21 protein-coding genes, 1 other RNA gene and 1 other annotated feature are annotated in these 22,886 nt (G+C 37.6%); of the genes, 20 read left to right on the top strand and 2 right to left on the bottom strand.

The genetic code is table 11. The features are described from left to right. Position 1: 1 nt before the first annotated feature. Positions 2-1,588, bottom strand: coding sequence for an N-acetylmuramoyl-L-alanine amidase family protein (locus ACIQZA_RS22480; RefSeq protein ID WP_402883943.1), 1,587 nt, complete (start codon positions 1,586-1,588; stop codon positions 2-4). Positions 1,589-1,750: 162 nt separating this feature from the next. Beyond that, positions 1,751-1,992 (top strand) — a binding site (T-box leader). Positions 1,993-2,088: 96 nt separating this feature from the next. Here ACIQZA_RS22480 and hisS point away from each other — a divergent pair. From hisS to ACIQZA_RS22575, 19 genes are all read left to right on the top strand, one after another. After that, positions 2,089-3,354, top strand: a complete 1,266-nt coding sequence (gene hisS, locus ACIQZA_RS22485; RefSeq protein ID WP_402883942.1) for a histidine--tRNA ligase — start codon at positions 2,089-2,091, stop codon at positions 3,352-3,354. A 259-nt stretch (positions 3,355-3,613) separates the two neighbouring features. After that, positions 3,614-5,383, top strand: a complete 1,770-nt coding sequence (aspS, locus tag ACIQZA_RS22490; protein WP_402883940.1) for an aspartate--tRNA ligase — start codon at positions 3,614-3,616, stop codon at positions 5,381-5,383. Positions 5,384-5,522: 139 nt separating this feature from the next. Then, positions 5,523-5,722: non-coding RNA, 6S RNA (gene ssrS / locus ACIQZA_RS22495), on the top strand. 131 nt (positions 5,723-5,853) lie between these two features. Then, positions 5,854-6,177, top strand: a complete 324-nt coding sequence (locus ACIQZA_RS22500; protein ID WP_402883938.1) for a GrpB family protein — start codon at positions 5,854-5,856, stop codon at positions 6,175-6,177. A gap of 95 nt (positions 6,178-6,272) precedes the next feature. Then, positions 6,273-7,430 (top strand): N-acetylglucosamine-6-phosphate deacetylase, encoded by a 1,158-nt coding sequence (nagA, locus tag ACIQZA_RS22505; RefSeq protein WP_400933001.1) that lies wholly within the window; start codon positions 6,273-6,275, stop codon positions 7,428-7,430. A gap of 31 nt (positions 7,431-7,461) precedes the next feature. Next, positions 7,462-8,184: a GntR family transcriptional regulator gene (locus tag ACIQZA_RS22510; protein ID WP_400933181.1), complete on the top strand. Its 723-nt coding sequence runs from the start codon at positions 7,462-7,464 to the stop codon at positions 8,182-8,184. A 4-nt stretch (positions 8,185-8,188) separates the two neighbouring features. After that, positions 8,189-8,908 carry a sugar isomerase domain-containing protein gene (locus ACIQZA_RS22515; protein WP_427495688.1) on the top strand — a complete coding sequence of 240 codons (720 nt, stop codon included), beginning with the start codon at positions 8,189-8,191 and terminating at the stop codon, positions 8,906-8,908. A 17-nt stretch (positions 8,909-8,925) separates the two neighbouring features. Then, positions 8,926-9,195 (top strand): HPr family phosphocarrier protein, encoded by a 270-nt coding sequence (locus ACIQZA_RS22520; protein ID WP_132356948.1) that lies wholly within the window; start codon positions 8,926-8,928, stop codon positions 9,193-9,195. Continuing rightward, a complete protein-coding gene (ptsP, locus tag ACIQZA_RS22525) occupies positions 9,189-10,907 on the top strand; it encodes a phosphoenolpyruvate--protein phosphotransferase (RefSeq protein ID WP_402883936.1) in 1,719 nt (572 codons plus the stop codon). The genes ACIQZA_RS22520 and ptsP overlap by 7 nt, the downstream gene beginning before the upstream one ends. Before the next feature lie 41 nt (positions 10,908-10,948). Continuing rightward, on the top strand, positions 10,949-12,124 hold the full coding sequence (locus ACIQZA_RS22530; RefSeq protein ID WP_402883934.1) for a GNAT family N-acetyltransferase: 1,176 nt from the start codon (positions 10,949-10,951) through the stop codon (positions 12,122-12,124). A 291-nt stretch (positions 12,125-12,415) separates the two neighbouring features. Continuing rightward, the gene (locus ACIQZA_RS22535; protein WP_132356945.1) at positions 12,416-12,727 is read left to right on the top strand and encodes a PTS sugar transporter subunit IIB; all 312 of its coding nucleotides are present in this window, start codon (positions 12,416-12,418) and stop codon (positions 12,725-12,727) included. Between the two features lie 13 nt (positions 12,728-12,740). After that, on the top strand, positions 12,741-13,061 hold the full coding sequence (locus tag ACIQZA_RS22540) for a PTS lactose/cellobiose transporter subunit IIA (protein ID WP_400933010.1): 321 nt from the start codon (positions 12,741-12,743) through the stop codon (positions 13,059-13,061). Positions 13,062-13,107: 46 nt separating this feature from the next. Continuing rightward, on the top strand, positions 13,108-14,436 hold the full coding sequence (locus tag ACIQZA_RS22545) for a PTS sugar transporter subunit IIC (protein WP_132356943.1): 1,329 nt from the start codon (positions 13,108-13,110) through the stop codon (positions 14,434-14,436). Positions 14,437-14,461: 25 nt separating this feature from the next. Then, complete coding sequence (locus tag ACIQZA_RS22550; protein WP_400933014.1) at positions 14,462-15,544, top strand: DUF871 domain-containing protein; 1,083 nt, start codon at positions 14,462-14,464, stop codon at positions 15,542-15,544. Positions 15,545-15,660: 116 nt separating this feature from the next. After that, positions 15,661-16,635 carry an N-acetylglucosamine kinase gene (locus ACIQZA_RS22555; protein WP_402883931.1) on the top strand — a complete coding sequence of 325 codons (975 nt, stop codon included), beginning with the start codon at positions 15,661-15,663 and terminating at the stop codon, positions 16,633-16,635. Between the two features lie 564 nt (positions 16,636-17,199). Then, a complete protein-coding gene (locus tag ACIQZA_RS22560) occupies positions 17,200-17,961 on the top strand; it encodes a tRNA threonylcarbamoyladenosine dehydratase (RefSeq protein ID WP_132356940.1) in 762 nt (253 codons plus the stop codon). 627 nt (positions 17,962-18,588) lie between these two features. Then, entirely contained in the window at positions 18,589-18,975 is a 387-nt protein-coding gene (locus tag ACIQZA_RS22565; protein WP_402883930.1) for a hypothetical protein, read from the top strand. A 212-nt stretch (positions 18,976-19,187) separates the two neighbouring features. After that, complete coding sequence (locus ACIQZA_RS22570; protein ID WP_400933020.1) at positions 19,188-19,706, top strand: hypothetical protein; 519 nt, start codon at positions 19,188-19,190, stop codon at positions 19,704-19,706. A 378-nt stretch (positions 19,707-20,084) separates the two neighbouring features. After that, on the top strand, positions 20,085-20,801 hold the full coding sequence (locus tag ACIQZA_RS22575) for a hypothetical protein (protein ID WP_402883928.1): 717 nt from the start codon (positions 20,085-20,087) through the stop codon (positions 20,799-20,801). 127 nt (positions 20,802-20,928) lie between these two features. Here ACIQZA_RS22575 and ACIQZA_RS22580 read toward each other — a convergent pair whose 3' ends face one another. Next, a complete protein-coding gene (locus ACIQZA_RS22580; RefSeq protein WP_402883927.1) occupies positions 20,929-22,218 on the bottom strand; it encodes a replication-associated recombination protein A in 1,290 nt (429 codons plus the stop codon). 201 nt (positions 22,219-22,419) lie between these two features. On the opposite strand from ACIQZA_RS22580, the gene cymR reads away from it, so the two are divergent. Continuing rightward, positions 22,420-22,839, top strand: a complete 420-nt coding sequence (gene cymR, locus ACIQZA_RS22585; RefSeq protein ID WP_132356936.1) for a cysteine metabolism transcriptional regulator CymR — start codon at positions 22,420-22,422, stop codon at positions 22,837-22,839. Positions 22,840-22,886 lie beyond the last annotated feature (47 nt).

Genomic DNA, 22,886 nt, shown 5'->3' on the forward strand with positions numbered 1-22,886 from the left:
TTTATTGATCTCCGTTAAAGTAATTTAAAATACCTTGGTAGATACCGAGAGTAGCTTGTTCACGGAATTTAGCGTTTGTAATAACACGTTCCTCACTACCATTACTTAAGTAGCCTAGCTCAATGAGGGCAGCTTGTTGACGATTTTCTCGTAGAACTAAATAATTTCCTTGTTGGGTACCACGATTCTTTAAATCGATTTTATTGGAAAGTCCTTTATTTATTGCCTCTGCAAGACCTTGTTGATTACTGTTCATATAATATGAGGTGAAGCCATTAATGGAGCTATCGTCTGTTGCATCATAATGAATACTGATAAAAGCATCTGCCTCATACTGGTGCGCAATTGATACGCGTTTACGGAGTGCAACATATTCATCAGATTCTCTAGTCATGACAACATTTGCCCCAGCAGCACTCAACTTTGAAGCAAGAAGAGATGCCGTTTTCAATGTAACTTCCTTCTCATTTGTGCCTCGTTGTCCGGTAGTGCCGTGATCATTTCCTCCATGTCCAGCATCTACGACAATCGTTAGCCCATTTAAAGTACCTTTCTTGCGTGGTTCAGATTTATCTTTTTTTATAGCAGTAGTAGCTTTGCTCGACGAAGTAGTAGTAACGACCCAGTTCGCTACAAATGCAGTTTTGTCATCTACTTGTATTTCATAAAAATCATTTTTAGCACCTACAATAGGGTAGGTTTCACCAGCATCTACACGTGCAACAACATCAGCAGTTGTTGTTGAATCTGTCCGTAGGTTTGTCCCATTATAAATGATTGTGACAGATTCAAGCTCTGAGGAAGAAGAAGCAGATTTTGATGTCGTTTTTTCTTTATTTGAAAAAGTACCATAAAAGCTATAAACCCAACCTGCTTTATTATCGTTATATTGAATTTTTACCCAGTTATGTTCTTGAGCCAGCACTTTAAAGGTTTGTCCATTTGAAGCTGTTCCTATTTTTTTAGCATTTAAGTCGTGATTTTGGCGCACATTAAGTGAATCCACTAAAACTGTAAATGTTGTATCTTTGTTGATTTTTTTTGTAGATACCTCAACTTTAGGTTCATCAGCCTCAGCCGTAACCTTTTTTTCAGGTAGGTCATTGATTGTAACATAGTCAGTAGATACCCACCCAACTAGTCCGTTCCAATCTATTTTTGCCCATTCGCCATTTTTTTCAATGAGTTTAGCTTGGCTGCCTATTGATAATTGTCCAAGAACTGCTGAAGATATGTCAGGCTCAGTACGAATATTTAGACGATCGACTTGTGAAATCAACGTTTTATCAACCGTTTGTTTATCATTTATTGAAGCTGTTAGCCAAGATGCTACCCAGCCTTCGTAATCGCCTGCTTTTACTTGAATCCAGTCACCCTCACGACTAATAGAAGTTAGCGAATCACCCTCATCTAATGTCGTAATGATTGGATAAGACAGTCCAGGTCCCTCACGTAAATAAAGAATTGTTCCAGTTACTTTTAAATCACTGGTGTCTGCTAGTGCTCTTTGAATATTATTCATACTTGGAATCGCGATCATTAACACTAGTACGAAGATGATACTAATATTTAAAAGTTTTGTCCTCATCAGATTCCTCCTATCTTGTGCTATTTTACCATGCTTTAGTAATAGAATTCGTGGGAAAAAGGTAATGGAATTTGTTATTTTATCGAATGTATTGTAAAAAAAATAAAAACAGTTGACATTGCCTTTTGTTGTGACTAACATAAAGGGTAATCAAAAAATGATTAACCGCTTATGACCAAGCAAGTAGCATATACCTCTATTGGAGAAGAGAGGGAAAGACCTAGGCTGAAATCTTTCCTACAAAAATGTATATTGTGAATAACACTTGAGAGGCTTTTTTCTGAACAGTAATGCTTAGTAGGAAAAAACGGAATCGGCCGTTATCCGATTAGGAGGAGGACGCATGAATTTGATGCGTCAACTAGGGTGGAACCGCGGAAGCTTGTACAGCTCTCGTCCCTTGCAAAACGCAAGGAGGCGAGGGCTTTTTTTGTGGACAAAAAACGAGAGAAGTCCAGAAGACAGCTTGCTCATAAGCAATTTATAAAGGAGGTTTTTCTATGAGTTTTAAAGTGCCACGAGGGACACAAGATATTTTGCCTGGTCAATCAGAAAAATGGCAAAAGATAGAAGCGGTTATCCGTGATATCTGTCGTGTCTATCGCTACAATGAAATTCGCACACCAATTTTTGAGCAAACAGATTTATTTGCACGTGGTGTCGGTGAAACAACAGATGTTGTTCAAAAAGAAATGTATACTTTTGAAGATCGCGGTGGCCGTTCGTTAACATTACGTCCGGAGAATACAGCTGGTGTAGTTCGTGCTTATGTTGAGCATAAAATGTTTGGTGCACCTGATCAACCAGTAAAGCTTTCATATTTAGGACCAATGTTCCGTTATGAACGTCAACAAGCAGGGCGCTACCGTCAATTTGTTCAATTTGGAGTAGAAGCAATTGGTTCAGCTGACCCAGCGATTGATGCAGAAGTTATTGCACTAGCAATGGATGTCTATGAATCAGCAGGTTTAAAGGATTTAAAATTAGTCATTAATTCACTTGGTGACAAAGAAACACGTGATACACACCGTACAGCACTGTTACAACACTTCGAACCACATATTCATGAGTTTTGTTCAGACTGCCAAAATCGTTTACAAAAAAATCCACTGCGTATTTTAGACTGTAAGGTAGACCGTGAGCACCCATTGATGCAATCTGCACCTGCATTAACTGATTTCCTAACAGAGGAGTCAGCAGCTTATTTCGCTCAAGTTAAAACATTTTTAGATGCATTGGGAATTTCGTATGGGGTCGATCCAAATCTTGTAAGAGGTCTTGATTATTACAATCATACGACTTTTGAAATTATGTCAACGGCTTCTGGCTTTGGAGCAATTACTACACTTTGTGGTGGGGGTCGCTATAATGGCCTTGTGCAAGAAATTGGTGGACCGGAAGTACCAGGCATCGGTTTCGCATTAAGTATTGAGCGTTTGTTACTTGCGCTTGAAGCTGAAGGTGTTGAATTAGACACAGCATCAGGGCTCGACGTCTATATGATTGCTATGGACGAAGAAGCGAAGCTAAAAACTGTAGAATTAACAAGTACCTTCCGTGCTAAGGGCATTTCCACAGAAATGGATTATTTAGATCGCAAAATGAAAGCTCAAATGAAATCAGCAGACCGTTTAGGTGCAAAATATACGATTGTTTTAGGCGAAACGGAGCTTGAAGAGCAAGTAGCTACTGTTAAACATATGGAATCAGGTGAACAACAAAAAGTAGCGTTCTCAGAGTTAGTGAACTATCTATTAAAACAATAAGCGAATCTGTTAAAACATAAATCGTTTATAAATCAATACAGGATTATCTGTTCGTCATTTGGACAGATAATTCATCTAATGAACTGCAAATTTTCCTTGGCATCCATTCACTACTTAGTAGGAACTGTATGCTACATAAGTAAAACAAACGGTTCATCACCGAAAATGGGGGATGACATTTTATGAAAACGTATGTCATGTGGATAAATCAACCCTAAGTTATGGTGATGAGCCAAATAAATTTTGGAGGAATTAAATAATGGCAACAAGAACACATGCTAGTAATGAACTTTCAGAAGCATTAAAAGGCGAAAAAGTCGTACTAAAAGGTTGGGTACAACGTCGTCGCGACCTAGGTGGTTTAATTTTCATTGATTTACGTGATCGTACTGGAATCACTCAGGTAGTATTTAGTCCTGATGTTGCAGAAGCACATGCTCTAGCCGATAAAGTGCGTAGTGAGTACGTAATTGAAGTAGAAGGGACAGTTATTCTTCGCGCAGAAGATCAAATTAACCCAAATGTACCAAACGGCAAAATTGAAGTAGAAGCAACAAAATTAGTCGTTATTAATACGGCAAAAACAACACCATTCCAAATCGAAGATCGCACAGATGTATCCGAAGATTTACGTTTAAAATATCGTTATCTTGACTTGCGTCGTCCTGTGATGTTTGACACTTTCAAAATGCGTTCAGACGTTACTCGTACAATTCGTAACTTCTTACAAAACGAAGGCTTCTTAGAAGTAGAGACACCAATTTTAACTAAATCATCTCCAGAAGGAGCTCGTGACTATTTAGTACCATCACGTGTTCATGAAGGTGAATTTTATGCACTACCACAATCACCACAGCTATTTAAGCAATTATTAATGGTGTCTGGTTTCGAAAAATACTTCCAAATCGCACGTTGTTTCCGTGATGAAGACTTACGTGCTGACCGTCAACCAGAGTTTACACAAGTTGATATTGAAACAAGCTTTTTAACGCAAGAAGAAATTATTGAAATGAACGAACGCTTAATCCAAGCAGTTATGAAAGAAGTAAAAGGTATTGATATCCCTGCTCCATTCCAACGTATGAAATATCAAGAAGCTATGGATCGTTACGGCTCAGATAAACCTGACGTACGTTTCGGCTTAGAACTAGTTGCTTTAAATGATATTTTTGATGGCTGTAATTTCAAAGTGTTTGCTGATACAGTAGCACAGGGCAAGCAAGTAAAGAGTATCAACATTAAAGGCGCGGCAGACAAATACTCTCGTAAAGACATGGACGAACTAACAAAATTCGTTGGTATTTACGGAGCAAAAGGTCTGGCTTGGTTAAAAGTAACGGAAGAAGGCTTAAACGGACCGATTGCAAAATTCTTTGACGAAGCTTTAGCAACTGCATTAATCGAACGAATGAAAGCTGAAGTGGGCGACATTTTAGTATTCGTTGCTGATAAAGCATCTGTTGTAGCAGCATCTTTAGGTGCACTTCGTACGAAATTAGGTCAAGATTTAGGCTTAATCGACGAATCAGAATTTGCATTCCTATGGATCACAGATTGGCCATTATTAGAGTACTCTGAAGAAGACGGTCGCTATTATGCAGCGCACCATCCATTCACACGTCCATTTGATGAAGATATTCCATTAATGGAAACTGATCCTTCAGCTGTCCGCGCGCAAGCATACGATATCGTATTAAACGGCTATGAGCTTGGTGGAGGCTCACTACGTATTTATGAACGTGAATTACAAGAAAAAATGTTTAATTTACTTGGTTTCACAGAAGAAGAAGCAAGAGCTCAATTTGGCTACTTATTAGAAGCATTTGAATATGGTGTACCGCCACATGGAGGTCTAGCATTTGGTCTTGACCGCTTCGTAATGCTACTTGCTGGCCGCACTAACTTACGTGACACAATTGCATTCCCGAAAACAGCAAGTGCAAGCTGCTTATTAACAAATGCACCAAGTGAAGTTTCTTCAGAACAATTGAATGAGCTAAATTTAGCAATTAAAACATTTAAAAGATAATGAATACTTCTAAATACCTGGATTCTCTAGCAAAATTTGTTGAGAATCTAGGTATTTTTTGCGTTTTCGCAAGGAGTTAGATTTTTTTAAAGAAAATAGATTGAATTATCAGATAAGAGATGCTATTATTACTGTAATACGAATCCTGATGTGTTTGTCTAATTGCTAGCTCTACTTAACAGTTTTGACCGAACACATTAGAAACGGGAGCCTTCATTTTGTAGTCGCAAACAAGCCCCACGCGGAGCGGGACGTTTAAAGCTGCAAAGCGGGCACCCCCCTGCGAATTGCGGGTTCAAGACGAATGTTTCTTGGCATAACGGCACAATCGGGATTCGTCATACATAGTAAATAACCACAAAGAGGAGCATAAAATTAGCTCCTTTTTTAGTGCGAAAAAATGGTTATTCAAAAAGACAACTGCATAGGATGATTTATAATAGAACAAATTTGTTAATTGTAGAGGACAAATGACAATGATTCTTGGCTTGAAAATGCATGAAGTGAAAATTGTGCCCTATGATAATGAATGGAAAAATGAATTTATACGGGTTCGTTCCGAGATTATAGAACATACGAATATCCAATGTGATCGTATTCAACATATTGGTAGGTCTCATCGGACGCCCCCAGGAAGCTTTGCTCGAAAGCGAAGCGTCAGCGACAATGTTTTATCCTGTGCGAAAGCGAAGCGACAGCAACAAAGCGCCCAGTCGGAACAGAAATTAACCCCAAGTTATGGCGATAAATCTAAAAAATTTAGAAAATATAAAAAATACTTTTTATTTTTGTAAAAGTGTCATATAATTGGTATAGACAACTATACCAAGTTGAATGATAGCTTGGTAACTTCAGCAAGCTCCTCAAAAAAGATTAGGGGGTGATCTATTTGAAGCATACACTTTTAATTTCCAATGTTACGATAGTCAATCATGATGAAGCACCGTTTAAGGGCGATTTATTCATTGATAATGGTAAAATTATCAAAATAAGTCATAACTTATCTGATCAGGCTGAGCATTATATTGACGGCAAAGATAAAAATTGGTTACTACTACCTGGCTATATTGATATGCACATACATGGCTCTGCGGGGCATGATGTGATGGACGCTACACAATTAGCATTACATCAAATGGCACGTTCTTTAGTACAAGAAGGCGTTACGGGCTTCCTTGCAACTACAATGACGCAATCTATAGAAGCAATTGAAAGCGCTTTATCCAACGTTGCTCAATTTGAAAATAATGATGATGAGGCAAGCTTATTAGGTATACATGTAGAGGGGCCATATGTATCGAAAAAACGGGCAGGAGCTCAGCCAATAGAATACATTATTTTACCGTCTGCTGAGCAATTTACATTCTGGCAGAAAATAAGTAAGCAACGCATTAAACAAGTTACAATTGCGCCTGAGGTAGAGGGAGGCTTTACGTTTATTGAATCGTTAAAAGATTTAAATGTTATTGCTTCCATTGGCCATTCTGACGCATCAATTGAGGAAGTGGATAAGGCAGTAGCATTGGGAGTAAGGCAGGCTACACATTTATATAACCAAATGCGCCCTTTCCATCATCGCCAACCGGGTGTCGTTGGTGCAGTGCTATTAGAAGATCAGGTGAAGACTGAAATTATAGCTGATTTCGTGCATAGCCATCCTCAGGCTGTAAAGCTAGCGTATCGTATGAAAGGAGCGAATGGTATTATTTTAATTACAGATGCGATGCGGGCAAAAGGCTTACATTATGGTGATTATGATTTAGGTGGTCAAACCGTTCATGTTTCTAAGGATGGGGCTCATTTATCTAATGGGGCTTTAGCGGGCAGTGTGCTAACGATGGAGCAGGCAGTAAAAAATATGAAAGCAGTTACCGATTGCTCATTGCAGGAAATTGTCGCAATGTCCTCTACGAATGCTGCTAAGCAATTACAGCTTGCAACTAAAGGTCATATTGCAGAAGGATATGATGCAGATTTTGTATTACTTGATGAACATTTAAATGTACAAAAAACTATTTGTCGCGGTAAAGTTGTATTTGAGGAATGAAAGTAAAGAGGCGATAAGGATGGTGCAACACTTGTTAGATAAAAATTCTCATATACCTATCTATATACAAATAGAGGAAATCATTAAACAACGTATTTATTTAGAAGAATACAAAATCGGTGAAAATATACCTTCTGAGCGAGAGCTTTCTATGCAGTTTGATGTTAGTAGAATGACTGTTCGTCAATCAATTACAAATTTAGTGAATAGCGGATTACTGTATCGTGAAAAAGGGAGAGGTACATATGTAGCTAATCCAAAATTAGAACAACCACTAAAAGGATTAACAAGTTTCACAGAGGATATGCGGGCTAGAGGGATGGAACCAAGCAGTAAAGTTTTACGCTTTGAAAAAATCGTACCACCAGTTGATATTGCTAGAGATTTAATGTTAGAGCCGGGCGAAGAGGTATTCTTCGTTGTTCGAATCCGTAGTGCAGATTCCAAGCCAATGGCAATCGAAAGAACGTATATTCCTGTGAAAGTATATCCAGAATTAGATGAAAAGAAAATAATGGGGTCATTGTATGCGTTAATTGAAGCAAAATTCCATCAAAAAATTGGAAATGCTATTCAGCAAATGGAGGCAGCTATTGTTCCAAAAGAAGATAGTAAATTTTTGCAAATTAATCATACTGCACCTGTGTTAATTATTAAACGTACAAGTTATTTATCTGATGGAGTTCCGTTCGAGCTTGTGCGAAGTACTTATCGAGCTGATCGATACAAATTCATTAGTGAAATTAAAAGGTGATCCAATGGATGAATATTTTCTGAAAATTCAAAAGTTAATGCAGGTCGTGAGGGAGCAAGAATATGCCCAAATAAAAGAGGCAGCACAATTAATTGTCAAAAGGCTTCAATGCGGAGGAATTGTCCAATTATTTGGTTGTGGCCATTCTCATCTTTTAGCACAGGACGCATTTTATCGCGCGGGAGGACTTGTACCTGTACGTCCTATCATTATTGAACCTTTAACTTTACATGCAGGAGCAATGACATCATCTAAAAACGAGAAGGACCCGACTATCATTGAACGGTATAAAGATCATTTTGATTTTCATGAAAATGATGTTTGTATTGTTATTTCTACATCCGGAAGAAATCAAGCACCGTTAGATGTGGCTTTTTTAGCGAAAAAAACAGGAGTGCTGGTCATGTCCCTGCAATCTCTTGCCTATTGCGAACAGCCGACCCGTCATCAAAGTGGACAGCGCTTAGAGGATGTAGTAGATATAGTTATCGATACGCATATACCAATAGGAGATGGTTTGCTGCATCACCATGATATACAGTATGCACCATCCTCTACAGTGATCGGTTCATTTATTTTAAATGCATTATTTAGTGAAATCATTGAGAGTATGGCTTTATCTGACGAAATATTACCAGTTTTTAAAAGTAATAATGTTGACGCTGATTTGTCTCATAACGAGGCTATGATTACCAGTTATCAACATCGTATTAACTTTAAATGACATGCGGAGGGATATAGATGAAGAAAATGTTTAAAATAACTGCGCCAGAGGGACTACATGCTAGACCAGCAGCATTACTGGTAACGGCTGTAACACCGTTTGAGTGTGACGTTCAGTTAACGTATAAAGAGAAATCGGTCAATTTAAAATCGATTATGGGCGTTATGGCACAAGGGGTAGCACCTGGAAGCATTGTAGAAATTTCAGCAGAGGGATCTGATGTCGAGAAGCTTTTTCAAACAATAACAGAAGTAATGGTTTCAAAAGGAATTGGTGAGGAATGTTAGAAATACAAGGAATTGCTGTTTCTCGAGGCATTGCCTTTGCAAATGCATATTGTTTAAAGGAACCAGATCTAACTTTTGAAGAAGTTAAGATTACTGATGTCCATGCTGAACTAGAAAGATTTAAGGCAGCTATTGTAAAAACGAAAGTGGAGCTACAAGAAATCCATGAAATAGCTCAAGAGAAATTCGGTGCTGAAAAGGCGGCTATTTTTGCGGCACATCTATTAGTGCTAGAAGATCCTGAAATGCTTGCATCTATTGAAGCGAAAATTCAATCTGGGGTGAATGCCGAATTTGCATTAAACGAAGTAGCGAATTTGTTCATTGCAATGTTTGAAGGGCTTGATAATGTCTATATGCAGGAGCGAGTTGCAGATATTCGAGATGTATCTAAACGGGTATTAACCCATTTGTTAGGGGTTGAAATGGTGGATATGAATCGTTTAACCTCTGATGTTATTATCGTTGCTAAAGACTTAACACCGTCCATGACTGCGATGCTAGATACAACGTATGTCAAAGGGTTTATAACGGATATTGGTGGCAAAACATCTCATTCCGCTATTCTCGCACGAACGTTAGAGATTCCAGCGGTAGTTGGGACGAAAAATGCCACGGAAGGTATTCAACATGGAGCACCCATTATTTTAGATGGGACAAATGGCAAGATTTTTGTCAACGCTTCATCGGAAATAACAAGCTTTTATTTGCAGCAACAACATTTATACAATAAAGAGAATGAAGAACTTCTTCGCTATCGTTCATTACCAAGTTTGAGTGCGGATGGATTTTCAGTAGAAATTGCTGGGAATATAGGAAACCCTGAAGATGCGGATATGGTCATCAATGCTTGTGGAGATGGTATCGGCCTGTTTCGTACAGAGTTTTTATATATGGAACGACAGGAGCTACCAACTGAGGAGGAGCAGTTTCAAGCATATAAAAGTGTACTTGAGAAAATGCAAGGCAAGCCAACGATTGTTCGGACATTAGATATTGGTGGCGATAAAAATCTACCATATTTAAAGCTTGCTGATGAGATGAACCCTTTTCTTGGCTATCGAGCAATTCGGATTAGTTTAACTCAACAAGAAATGTTTCGTGTACAGATTCGCGCATTACTAAAAGCAAGCGCTTACGGCAATTTGAAAATTATGTTTCCAATGATTGCTACATTGGACGAATTTAAAATGGCGAAGGCAATATTACTTGAAGAACAACAAAGTTTGAAGAGTGATGGATACCTTATATCTGAAAAGCTAGAAATAGGAATGATGATTGAAATTCCATCGGCAGCCATCATTGCAGATGTATTTGCAAAGGAAGTAGATTTTTTCTCAATCGGTACAAATGATTTAATCCAATACACGTTAGCAGCGGATCGCATGAACGAAAATGTTTCTTATTTATATCAACCGTATCATCCTGCTGTTTTAAGACTGATAAAAAATGTCATTGATGCAGCACAGCATCATGGAAAATGGGTAGGTATGTGTGGTGAAATGGCTGCAGATGAAATAGCGTTACCGATTTTACTAGGATTTGGATTAAATGAGTTTTCCATGAGTGCTTCCTCTATATTAAAGACTCGTGCACATCTCGCTAAGCTTTCTAAACAGCAGCTAACACCACATAATGAGCGCATTTTACTACTGTCTACGGCCTCAGAGGTCGAAGAATTTGTCAAAAATAATCTATTAAGTTTATCTTGAATTGTACGAATATTCAGTACTGAAAAGGGGTGATCTAGCGTATGGAAATAAAAATAATACCTCCAAAAGATTATTTACAAATACATCAATTAAGAGATTATTGTTTTCCTAATAAGTATACGGGTGCGCGGCGCGATGATTTTCACTATTGGATTGAGCATAGCACAACATTGGGTGCTTACGATAAACAAAAAGTAGTTGGACAGCTATTCGTATTGCCACTAAATATGACAATTCATGGTGAAAATTATAAGATGGGCGGAATTGGTTTTGTTGCAACATATCCTGAGTATCGGCAACAAGGTATTATCAAAAAGCTTATGACAGAAGCCCTGAAGAAAATGCGAGAGAATGGGCAGAGCATATCTGTGTTAGCACCATTTTCGGTATCCTTTTATCGTTACTTTGGCTGGGAATTATTTTTTGAAAAGCTATGTTACACCATTCCGCAATTGCTGTTTCCTTCTTTCGGGAAGCAGCTGGACGTAGTAAAACGTATGAGCTTTGAATGGCCAGATCGTGATCTTTTTCAGGCGATTAAGGATTTTCATAATGCACAGGCGCCTTTCAATAATGGAAGTATGCTGCGAGATGATGCTTGGTGGAAAAGGATAGAGAGAAGGATGCCTGATAGTCATTTTGCGGCATATTTTAAGGATGATAAAATTGCAGGTTATATTCGCTATATCATTCAGGATGGAACGTTTGAGATTCATGATTTTATAGCTGAAGATTTACTAGCAGAACAAGCGATTTGGCGTTTTATAACGTCTCATGCAGCGAGTGTGAGTAACATTAAAGGAGTTACTTCAAACAATCATCAATTTGGTTTTTATTTTAAAGAACCACAGTTTAAAAAGGAAGTCGTTCAGGATGTGATGGTAAGAATAGTAGATGCTTTGATGTTCATGCAACATTATCCGTGGGGCGATATTCAGGAGCCGTTATATATTCAAATTGAAGATATATTTTGTAGCTGGAATGAGCACGCATATAAAATAAATAAAAGTGGAGATGTCTCGATAATTGAGACAAATTCTAGCCCAAAAGTGCATATGTTAACATTACCAATTAATCTTTTTTCAGCGATGATGGTGGGCTATCTTTCTGTAAAGGATGCTGCCTTGTATGCAAATGAAGAATTGGCTGAAGACATTATTGATCGCTGGCAGCAAGCGTTACCCTCTAATAAACCCGCATTCTATGAATACTTTTAAGTCGTGTAAATGTTGAAAAAGTAGGTATGAATGTAGTTGGTTCTGAAAAATTAAATTTTTTTGAACTTTTTTCTGGACTATACCAGTAAGGTGAATCCATTCTGTAGTCTGTAACAGAGTTATAGCCCAATTTTTAAAGTCTTTCTATAAGGGAATAAATGGTGTAAAAAGTATATTGTGGTATATACCAATTGATGCTATTCTCATCATAAGAAAGCGATTTCATAGTTACAAAATCATAAAAATAAAGTTAGTTAAAAAGACGATCTTATCATGAAAAGGAGTGCTTTTATGAAAAACATTATGCTAGTTTGCGTGGCGGGAATGAGTACTAGTTTATTAGTGTCAAAGATGCAAAAAGCTGCACAAGAACAAAATATTGAGGCAGATATTTATGCGATTGCTGAAGGTGAGGTTGATAAAGTATTAGCTACTAAAACGGTGGATGTGCTGCTACTGGGTCCACAAGTACGTTACTTAAAAGGAACATTTGAAAAAAAATACAAGGCAATGAATTTTCCGATTGATGTCATTAATATGGCGGATTACGGCATGATGAATGGCGAAAATGTTTTAAATCAAGCGTTACAGTTGATTGGTTAAGGGGGCAGCGACAATGGAAGAAACAGTTTTGATGGAATCCATTATGGGACTGATTGTGCATAGTGGTAATACGAGAAGTGAATGTATGGAGGCTATCCAGCTAGCAAAAAATGGCCAGATTCAAGAAGCAAAGGAAAAAATACAGTTAGCTAACGAAGCATTGATTGAAGCGCATCATTCTCAGACGGCTCTACTGTCACAAGAAGCAAGGGGAGAAAAAGTAGAAGTATCAATGTTGTTAATTCACGCACAGGATCATTTAATGAATGCCATCACGTTTCGTGATTTAGCAACTGAAATGATTGAGTTGTACGAACGAATCAAAGGGGAATAGCATCAAGCCTTGATGTCACAATAAAAACGTAAAGGGAGTGTGTGAAATGTTCCGTTTTTTAGAAGAAAAATTTGTACCAGTCGCAGCTAGAGTAGGGAATCAGCGTCATTTAGTTGCCATTCGAGATGGATTTATTACAATCATGCCATTGACAATTGTTGGGTCACTTGCGGTTCTTGTTAATAATTTGCCTATCAAATTCTATCAAAATGCGCTCGATGCCATCTGGAAGCATGAAACTTGGACACAGTGGGGCGGCAATGTTTGGGGAGCAACATTTGGAATTATATCTTTGTTATTAGCCTTTACAATTGCTTACCATCTTGCGAAAAGTTACGACAAGGATGGACTTTCTGCCGGTGTAATCAGCTTTTCAACTTATTTGACGTTCGGTACCTTTGGTGAAGGTGGATTAACAGGGTTAACGACAGGTACAGGTGGTATATTTATTGCCATTATTATTGCATTGTTGTCAACTGAATTATTTTGTAAATTGACTGGCAATCCTAAGTTACTAATTAAAATGCCGAATGGAGTACCACCGGCTGTTTCAAAATCTTTCGCCGCATTATTACCTGCTATTATTACAATTGGTTTATTTGCTCTAGTTCGTACAATTATTTCGGCAGGCTTTGATATTCCTGATATTGTCGGTTCGTTCTACTCAGCCGTTCAAGAGCCGTTTATGGGCTTAACGAATTCATGGGTTGCGGCATTACTTTTAGCATTTATTCCTACGTTTTTATGGACATTAGGTGTTCATGGTGCTAACATTATCGAACCGTTTATGCAAACGATCAATTTACCAGCTATAGAAAAAAATGTTGAAGCAATTTCATCTGGGGAAATAGCGCCATACATCGTCAATAAACCATTCTTTGATGCCTTCATCAATATGGGTGGTTCCGGTACGACAATAGCACTTATTATCGCCATTTTCATTTTTGCTAGAAAGAATAAGCAATATAATACCGTCGGAAAGCTGTCCGCAGCACCAGGTCTTTTTAATATTAATGAACCATTACTTTTCGGTCTTCCAATTGTGTTAAACCCAGTATTATTCGTACCGTTTATTTTGACACCAATGGTGAACGTAACCATTGCTTTCTTTGCAACGAAGTGGGGCTTTGTGCCAGCAGCTACGGTGTCACCACCATGGACAACGCCACCGATTATTAATGGTTTCTTAGCAACTCAATCTTGGCAAGGAGCTGCCCTTAGTATTGTCTTAATTGTAGTCGCGGTATGTATCTATTTACCGTTCATTTCAATGGCCAACCGCATGGCAAAGCAGAATGAACTACGGGCTGCTGAAGCAGAGGCTCAAAAAGAACAGCAAGTTACAAAATTAGAGAGTCAAAAAGTAGAAGTGTAATTGTGAGCTAACGGAGGTATTTAAATTGAAAAGATTAGGGATTTCACTATATCCTCAGCATAGTACACTAGACGATATGAAGCGATATGTTCAGCTCGCTCATGACAATGGTTTTGATCGAATATTTACATGTCTTATGTCCTTAAATAACGATGAGGAACGACAAAAATTACAACAAATCAATAAATTTGGGCAGCAGCTTGGCTTTGAAATTTCTGCTGATATTGCACCAGCTGTTTTTGAAGATTTAGGCTTAACGTATAAAGATATCGGTTACTTTAAGGAGCATTATCATTTAGCGGCATTGCGCTTAGATATGGGTTTTTCTGGCCAGGAAGAAGCGTTTATGTCGCTCGATGCAAGTAATTTAAAAATAGAATTAAATATTAGTAACGGTACTAAATATGTAGAAAATATAGTATCCTATCAACCGAATAAAGATAATATTATTGGCTGTCATAATTTTTATCCGAGACGTTTCACAGGTTTATCACGTCAACATTTTTTACAAACATCTCAAAAATTTAAAGCAAATCATATTCGTACAGCAGCCATGATTTCATCACAGCATGCTATGTTCGGACCTTGGGAAGAAACGGAGCATGGATTGCCTACATTAGAAGAGCATCGTCATCTTCCAATTACTGTGCAAGCAAAGGATTTATGGCACACTGGTTTAATAGATGATTGTATTATCGGCAATATGTATGCTTCTGAGGAAGAAATACGTGCGTTAGGTCAATTAAATCGCCATAAGCTAGAGCTGAAGGTTGAGCAGTCAATTGAAACGTCTATTTTAGAAGAAGCCATCCTTTTTAAGGAGCCCCATTTTAATCGTGGTGATGTTTCGGATTATGTGATCCGTAGTACGCAATCTCGTGTTAAATATAAAAATGGTGACTTCCTTGTACATGATACCCACCTATTAAAATTGGGCGATGTGACAATCGATAATAATTTAGATGTACGTTATAAGGGTGAGCTCCAAATTGTTTTAAAGGAAATGCCGAATGCCGGATCGACAAATGTTGTGGCAAGAGTTGTAGAAGAAGAACAATTTTTATTAGCACATATTCAGCCTTGGGCATCATTTGGCTTTACGAAATGATGTTAGAAGAAGGGGTTAAGCCATTAGTAGATAGTGCTTAATCCCTTTTTATCGTTAGCAAGCAGTTGTTTTCTGAGCGATAGCTAAGGTGAAATTGACGAGAAAGGAGTAGGGATATGTTTGTATTAGCGATTGACGGTGGTGGAACGAAAACGTCAGCAGTAATTTGTGATGAACTGGGCAATGTTTATGCTAGAGTAGTAACGACTCGCAGTAACCCAACAGCTATGGGTATTCAAATTTTTAAGTCAACGATTCATGATATACTACAAAATTTGCAACAACAAAATCCGCAAGTATTTGCTGCTATAGATAGTTGTTTTGCTGGCATGGCAGGAGTTAAGGAGCTACAGGCTGAAGAAGTTGTAGAATCGATAGTACGTCAATACGTTCCTAAGACAGCTCATGTGATTGTTGATAATGATGCTCTAATTGCACTTTATGCAGGCACACTTGGGCAGGCAGGTATTGTGCAAATTGCAGGGACAGGCGCAATTACAATGGGCTACGATCGTGAGCAACGCTTTCATAGGGTTGGTGGCTGGGGTTATCTTTTTGATGATGAGGGCAGTGGCTATGATTTAGGTATTCAAGTGCTGAAGGCTATTTTTCAAAGCTATGATGGACGCGGAGACCCAACAGCTTTGACAGATGTAATATTGCGTTATTTTTCTGTAGAAAATGTACCACAATTAATAGAGTGTATATATGGAGAAGAGCATCCTCGGACAGCGATTTCACCGTTAAGTAAATATGCTTTTGATGCGGCAGAAGAAGGTGATCGTGTTGCTATTCAGATCATTGAGGATGCTTGTAAGAAATATTATGTGGCGATTAAAGCATGTTACTCTCATATGACTTGGGAGGAAGGGGACGTGCCTGTCGTATTAGTGGGTGGCGTTTTTAATAATGAAGCGTATTTTTTACCGAAATTACAGCAATTCGCACAGGCTGAAGAGATACCATTGCAATTTATGGCACCAGTTTTACAACCGATCGGTGGGGCGGTAATTGCGGCTTTTAAGCAAATAAATGCCCAGCTCGGCTTAGATTTTGTGGCATGTTTCTCCAAAAATTATGAACAAGAATGATCGTGTTGAGACTAAAGGCAATTGGATGGCGATTTATTCAATTGCCTAAATTTTTTACTTTAAGCTGTAAACATTTAGATTTTTAGTGGCTTAATTCAAACTTTACATATTTAAAAAGTATTTTAACTTCTTTTAGTGGATGTCACGGAATCGGGAAGGGGTTACTAAAAGATGTTAGCCTAAAATCATTGCATTCATGTGATAACGGCTAATTGACCTGCATCACACCGCTACGCTTTCGCGCAAAAAACATCCGCAGGCTAAAGCACAAAGCCAATAGCAGACGCATTGTTTATCTGTACGAAAGCGAAGCGACAGCAACGATTATGCCGAGGCATAATTGATTTAGTAGGAATACTTCATTTTTTTAGTTATAATTTTTACTTGATGAATATCGTAATAAAATGTAAGATAGGTTTGATTTTATCTTAGTATTTAACTAGGTTTACTAATAAAGTGATTAATGGGGTGTATTATCCATGATCACCAATCGGGCTTTAACGGGCAATGTATATTACTGTCCGTTAAAGCGTACTAAAAATTCAATAGACGGAGAGTGTAAGGATGTTACATCAATTTTCTCGTAATGAGCTCGCAATAGGAACAGAGGGACTCGAAAAATTAAAAAATACAACGGTAGCCATTCTTGGTGTAGGCGGTGTAGGTTCATTTGCTGCTGAGGCTTGTGCACGAAGTGGTATTGGCCGCATTATTTTAGTGGATAAGGATAATGTAGATATTACGAATGTTAATCGTCAATTAGTTGCCTATCTTTCAACGGTCGGAAAATCTAAGTCAGGTGTCATGAAAGAACGTATTGCTGATATTAATCCAGAATGTGAAGTAATTGATATGCATATGTTTTACACGGAGGAAACATATGAGGAATTTTTCGCACAGGGCATAGATTATGTCATTGATGCGAGTGACACTGTGATGTATAAAATTCATATTATGAAGGAATGTCTAAAGCGTAATATTCCGATGATATCTAGCATGGGTGCAGCCAATAAAATGGATCCAACTCGTTTCAAAATTGCAGATATTTCTAAAACGCATACGGACCCATTGGCTAAAGTAATCCGTACAAAATTACGTAAGGATGGTATTCATAAAGGAGTAACGGTTGTGTTCTCAGATGAGAGTCCTATTGTTGTTCGTCCAGATGTCGTAGAGCATGTCGGAAAACCGGATGCAGCTATTCGTAAAGCAAAAATGCCTCCATCTTCCAATGCCTTTGTTCCTTCAGTGGCAGGCTTAATTGCTGCCAGCTGGGTAGTGAATACAATCTTAAAAGATGTAAAAATTACACGTGTACAAGGCTAATACAACTTTGAAAAATCTGTTATGTCGATAAATATAACTTCTTTCAGCAATTATTTCTGTAGCGAAAGCGAAGCGTTAGCTACAAGTGTTTTTGTACCGAAAGAGTAGCGACAGGTCAAGAGAAGTATTCCTCTTCTTTAGGTGGTGAGAGAATGCTGTTCTAAATCACTTTTCAGCGGGTACCCGAACATTCGCAGAAAGTAGTTAAGCCTCCGGCGGATGTCACTGAATAGGAAAGAAGTTACTGCGCTTTCGCACAAAAAACATCTTCTGGCCTAAGCACAATAGCCGATTTCGGACGCAATTATGCCGAGGCATAATTGCTTAAGTGAGGCGATAAATTCAAAAACTTTCATCGATAAATTAACAATAATTTTTTCGATAAGCTTAAATAATTTTTTAGATAAAATAAAAGTGGAACGAAATCACCCTTAGTAATGGTGATTGGCCATTTTATGGAAGTAGCTGTCTCGTTTGAAGACAGCTACTTTTTCTATGTTACAATAGGAACGTTGTAAAAAAGGGATCTACGATATTTATTAGAATATCTATACAATTTATGTGGAAGAGACATATTACGACTCCTTCAACATTTGCTGTAGAACCTATAAAAGGAGGCGTTTTATTATGGAGCAAATCTATCAAATGGAATATAGGGGCTTAAATCTATTCGATGAAATTAGTACAGTAGAATTAGCTATTGATGAAGAATGGCAAACAATTCACATTTTTGATGTTGAACAAGTTGTTAGTCCTATTTTTAATTTTGATGTTTCGGCCTACGAGCTATCAGATGGTTTTTATAAAATGGCGGATATACTTCGACATAAACGTATATTGACAAATCAACAGCCAGGTAATGAACTAACACTTAGTGAGTGGTTAATTACAAATACGGCCTATTTTTATATGCCACAAAAAAGAATAAAAAAATATGCTCAAGGAAGTATTATAGAAATTATTGATCGAACGAAAGAGCAATCTTTATTTGATGATTATGTACAAAAAATATAATTCTACCAAAATAGTTCGCATTCGGTGCTCAAAATGCTAATAATTCACTAAATTGTCTTATTTTTTTCATGTACCCACTTCTTTATTTAGTTTATTGCTATAATTTTAATAACTCCAATAGATAATAAAAAAGTTTGTTTGGATGTGCAGGACTGCCTAGGGGAGTAGGAATGACGTTTAGAAAACAAATGACAATATGGGAGAGTGGGAAAATGAAAATTCAAGTAATTCGTGATCATTTAGACATTGTAAAACTTCAAGAGAAAATGAATGATATTGTATTTGACTATTTGGATACATCTAATAATTATCCAAAGGCTATGAGAGAACTAAATCCTTTATATACACAAGCTACAACATTTTATAAAGAGTATTTAGACAATAGAGCGGGTGAATTACCAAATGCCAATACATATTGGCATTTGTTTATAGATTGCTGTGCAAAGCTATGCTACTTTTTAGCGGCATCAACGTATTATTCATCCAATGAGTTACAAAAAACACCTGAAAAAGTTGAGCAATTATTAACGATTGCTGCCTATTCTTTACCTAGCATTGACCAAGAAGAGAATGAACAATTATTATCGGCAATTTTTGCGCTTTATCGTGAAGTAGTAGGGGATGAAGAGAAAACATCATCATTACGAAATGCTGTGCTTGAACAAAAAGGTGCAGTCAAACAATGCTTACAACAATTAAAAGTATTTGTTGATAATGAAATGACGAAATAATTCAAGAGTGCTTGAACATTTTTTTAAAATAATATAGCAACTAGAATCTGCTTACTTTTTGCGGTTGATTCACCAATTCTTACAGTACTCTGCTTTGTGAGGGTGATTGGGTTTCAAGTTCTTAAAGTATTGCAGATTTTTTTTGTAAATGTTAATAGATTATTGTGCGAAGACCGTGAAGTCCGTTATTGTAGTGATAAAAAAGGACTTTTTACTTAAAAGGTATTTATAGATTTTTGTCGAAATATAGTTAAAAATTGCAAATCTATTTGCAAGCATTCTGGCTCAAGCATCAAAAGTAACGGAATTAACTATACGTTATGGTGATGATAAAGATTTATTCCATGCTGTATGAATTTATAGGAAAGGGGCAGTTCAATGTTAATAAACGGTATCGACATCGATTTGGCGAAATTAGAAAAACCGCTCTTATTAGTAAGTGAGAGTGAGGAACTTCTATTTCGACAGCTTATACAAGAAACACTTGAACATGAGCTTACCCAATATCAATTAGCCCTATCAACAAGGAAATCTATCTCATTAGTTAGGGATTTTTGGTTCGCTATGTATAAAGATCGAGAGAAATTATATATCAACAGCGGACATGCACTCTTGTATCCAATTCGTTTAATCATATTCGAAGTTGTGACACAAGACGACTCCTTTAAACGTTTGTCGAAAAAATCTTTTGGAGATGAGTGTCTGTCACTTATTTATGCCATTGTCCTATTACAATTTGTCTTATTGTGGATAAAGGAACGTTTTAGTGATAACAAGGAAGTATATGAGTCATTAAAATTTTTATATAGAACAACTGATAATAATATAGATGATCAATCCTCTCCATCAAGAGAGCAATCAATTGGTCAAGCAATTGCTGTAAAAGCAATTCGTTCTGAAGTACGGGAGAACTCCCAGGAATTTGCTAGTCTACTCTATCAAACCTATAATTTTCTTCATTATTTACATGATATCGAAAAGGGCAAAGAGGAGAAAGAAACGACGAGACAGCCATCGATGAAAGATGTGGAAGATACATTGAACCGATTTTACGAAACACGCTACACAACAAATAAGGCAACCTTCACAGGATGATTGTTTAGTAGTCTGTCCTGTTTTTTAGAGAAAGGGTAATAAGATAAAAAAATAAGGCGCTTCTTGTTAAAATTGAAGTGCCCTATTTTCATAAAAAAACGATCTTATATGTTTTTCAGTACTCTTATTACTTTTTATCCTTATGAAAAGATTTAAGCTTTTCGTAGATCCCTGCCATTCGTTTTTCTTCACCCGCAATAACAGGTTTATAAAATTCTGTGCCTACAAGCTCATCCGGTAAATATTGCTGGTCTATCCATCCACCAAATGTTCCGATGGGGCTGTTGTGGGGATATTGATAGCCTACATGACCTAAATCTTTTGCCCCTTCATAGTGAGCATCGCGTAGATGATGTGGAATATCGCCTGTTTTTCCTGCATGAATGCTGGCAATGGCGGCATCAATCGCTACAATTGCAGAATTGGATTTAGAAGCAAGGCACATTTCAATAATAGCACTTGCAAGCGGAATACGCGCCTCTGGTAGTCCTAGACGCTCTGCCGCTTGTACAGCCGCAAGCATATGCGGTCCTACTTCAGGGTTGGCAAGGCCTATATCTTCATAAGCCATAACTAGTAAGCGTCGACTAACAGCTACTAAATCACCTGTTTCCAATAAATGAGCTAAATAATACATTGCTGCATTCGTATCACTTCCACGAACTGATTTTTGTAACGCAGATAGCAAATTATAAAAATGGGATCCTTTTTTATCACCATAAACGCCAATTCTGCCTACAAGATGCTGAATGATATGATCAGCAGCGATTGTTTGACCGTCTACTTCATCACTTGCATAATAAATTGATTCAAGCAAAGTTAATGCCTTCCGTGCGTCACCATTAGCTGCTTCAGCAATTTGATTAATTTGATGATCTGTTAATATAAAGTGATATTTACCTAGCCCGCGTCTTTCATCAGAAAGTGCTTTTTTTATAAGCTCGATTATATTTTCGTTCGTTAAACGTTTTAGTTGATATATTTCTCCACAACGTGAGCGGATAGCGGGATTGACATCATGGTACGGATTTTCCGTTGTCGCTCCAATTAACACGATCGAGCCGTTTTCAACATGTGGCAACAAAGCATCCTGTTGTAATTTATTAAAACGATGAATCTCATCCAAAAAAAGAAGGACTTTTCCTGTGATTCTAGCTTCTTGTACAATATCCTCGACGTCTTTTTTACCAGCACGAGTAGCATTAAGCGCGAAAAAGGGGAGCCTCGAGCTTCCTGCTATGGCATTCGCTATTGACGTTTTGCCGATACCTGGCTCACCATATAGCAGCATGGATGGAACATGTTCATTTTGAATCATTTTATAAAGAGCGGTGTTAGGACCGATAAAATCCTGCTGTCCTACAATTTCATCGAGGGTTAAAGGACGCATGCGATAAGCGAGTGGTTCATTATGCATTAAAATTCCCCCTTTCAACTGTTTTCAATGATTTTTGCTTTTTGTGCTTAGAATGAAGCGTTATATAGTATTTTACCTAATTATTTTAAGGTGCAATTAATAGTATATCATAACCTTCCGAGTGTATTTCCGAGTTCTTCGAGAGGAGATTATGATATACTGTTGGTAGTATTTTTGACTAGACTATTTGAGGGTGATAAAATGAAAATTTCTACAAAGGGCCGTTATGGTCTAACGATTATGATTGAATTAGCAAAGCATTATGGTGAGGGGCCTATCCCACTACGTAAAATTGCTGCTGAAAAGGATCTTTCTGAGGCATACTTAGAGCAGTTAGTTTCACCATTACGTAATTCAGGCTTAGTGAAAAGTGTACGCGGTGCATATGGTGGGTATATGCTAGCAAATCCACCAAGTGAAATTTCAGCGGCTAATGTTATTAGCGTGTTAGAGGGTCCAATTCAACCAGTAGAAGGTATTGAAAATGAAGAAGCACCTCAGCGAGAGTTATGGCTCCGCATTCGTGATGCTGTGAAAAATGTATTAGATACAACGACAATTGAGGATTTAGCTCAATATACTGAGGAAAATGTAGCGGAAGGCTATATGTTCTATATTTAAAATTAGGCTAAAGCACATCTCTCTACCCAAAGGTAGAGAGATGAGTC

Origin of the sequence: Lysinibacillus sp. NPDC096382, from assembly GCF_044762845.1 — a bacterium.
Lineage (GTDB): Bacteria > Bacillota > Bacilli > Bacillales_A > Planococcaceae > Lysinibacillus.

Bases quoted from the DNA above. Each gene is read 5' to 3' on its own strand.
- cymR (WP_132356936.1), top strand. From the start codon at position 22,420: ATGAAAATTTCTACAAAGGGCCGTTATGGTCTAACGATTATGATTGAA.
- ACIQZA_RS22575 (WP_402883928.1), top strand. From the start codon at position 20,085: ATGTTAATAAACGGTATCGACATCGATTTGGCGAAATTAGAAAAACCG.
- ptsP (WP_402883936.1), top strand. From the start codon at position 9,189: ATGTTAGAAATACAAGGAATTGCTGTTTCTCGAGGCATTGCCTTTGCA.
- ACIQZA_RS22515 (WP_427495688.1), top strand. From the start codon at position 8,189: ATGGATGAATATTTTCTGAAAATTCAAAAGTTAATGCAGGTCGTGAGG.
- ACIQZA_RS22520 (WP_132356948.1), top strand. From the start codon at position 8,926: ATGAAGAAAATGTTTAAAATAACTGCGCCAGAGGGACTACATGCTAGA.
- ACIQZA_RS22580 (WP_402883927.1), bottom strand. From the start codon at position 22,218: ATGCATAATGAACCACTCGCTTATCGCATGCGTCCTTTAACCCTCGAT.
- ACIQZA_RS22560 (WP_132356940.1), top strand. From the start codon at position 17,200: ATGTTACATCAATTTTCTCGTAATGAGCTCGCAATAGGAACAGAGGGA.
- ACIQZA_RS22500 (WP_402883938.1), top strand. From the start codon at position 5,854: ATGACAATGATTCTTGGCTTGAAAATGCATGAAGTGAAAATTGTGCCC.
- ACIQZA_RS22530 (WP_402883934.1), top strand. From the start codon at position 10,949: ATGGAAATAAAAATAATACCTCCAAAAGATTATTTACAAATACATCAA.
- ACIQZA_RS22480 (WP_402883943.1), bottom strand. From the start codon at position 1,588: ATGAGGACAAAACTTTTAAATATTAGTATCATCTTCGTACTAGTGTTA.
- ACIQZA_RS22570 (WP_400933020.1), top strand. From the start codon at position 19,188: ATGAAAATTCAAGTAATTCGTGATCATTTAGACATTGTAAAACTTCAA.
- ACIQZA_RS22535 (WP_132356945.1), top strand. From the start codon at position 12,416: ATGAAAAACATTATGCTAGTTTGCGTGGCGGGAATGAGTACTAGTTTA.
- hisS (WP_402883942.1), top strand. From the start codon at position 2,089: ATGAGTTTTAAAGTGCCACGAGGGACACAAGATATTTTGCCTGGTCAA.
- ACIQZA_RS22545 (WP_132356943.1), top strand. From the start codon at position 13,108: ATGTTCCGTTTTTTAGAAGAAAAATTTGTACCAGTCGCAGCTAGAGTA.
- aspS (WP_402883940.1), top strand. From the start codon at position 3,614: ATGGCAACAAGAACACATGCTAGTAATGAACTTTCAGAAGCATTAAAA.
- ACIQZA_RS22540 (WP_400933010.1), top strand. From the start codon at position 12,741: ATGGAAGAAACAGTTTTGATGGAATCCATTATGGGACTGATTGTGCAT.
- ACIQZA_RS22565 (WP_402883930.1), top strand. From the start codon at position 18,589: ATGGAGCAAATCTATCAAATGGAATATAGGGGCTTAAATCTATTCGAT.
- ACIQZA_RS22555 (WP_402883931.1), top strand. From the start codon at position 15,661: ATGTTTGTATTAGCGATTGACGGTGGTGGAACGAAAACGTCAGCAGTA.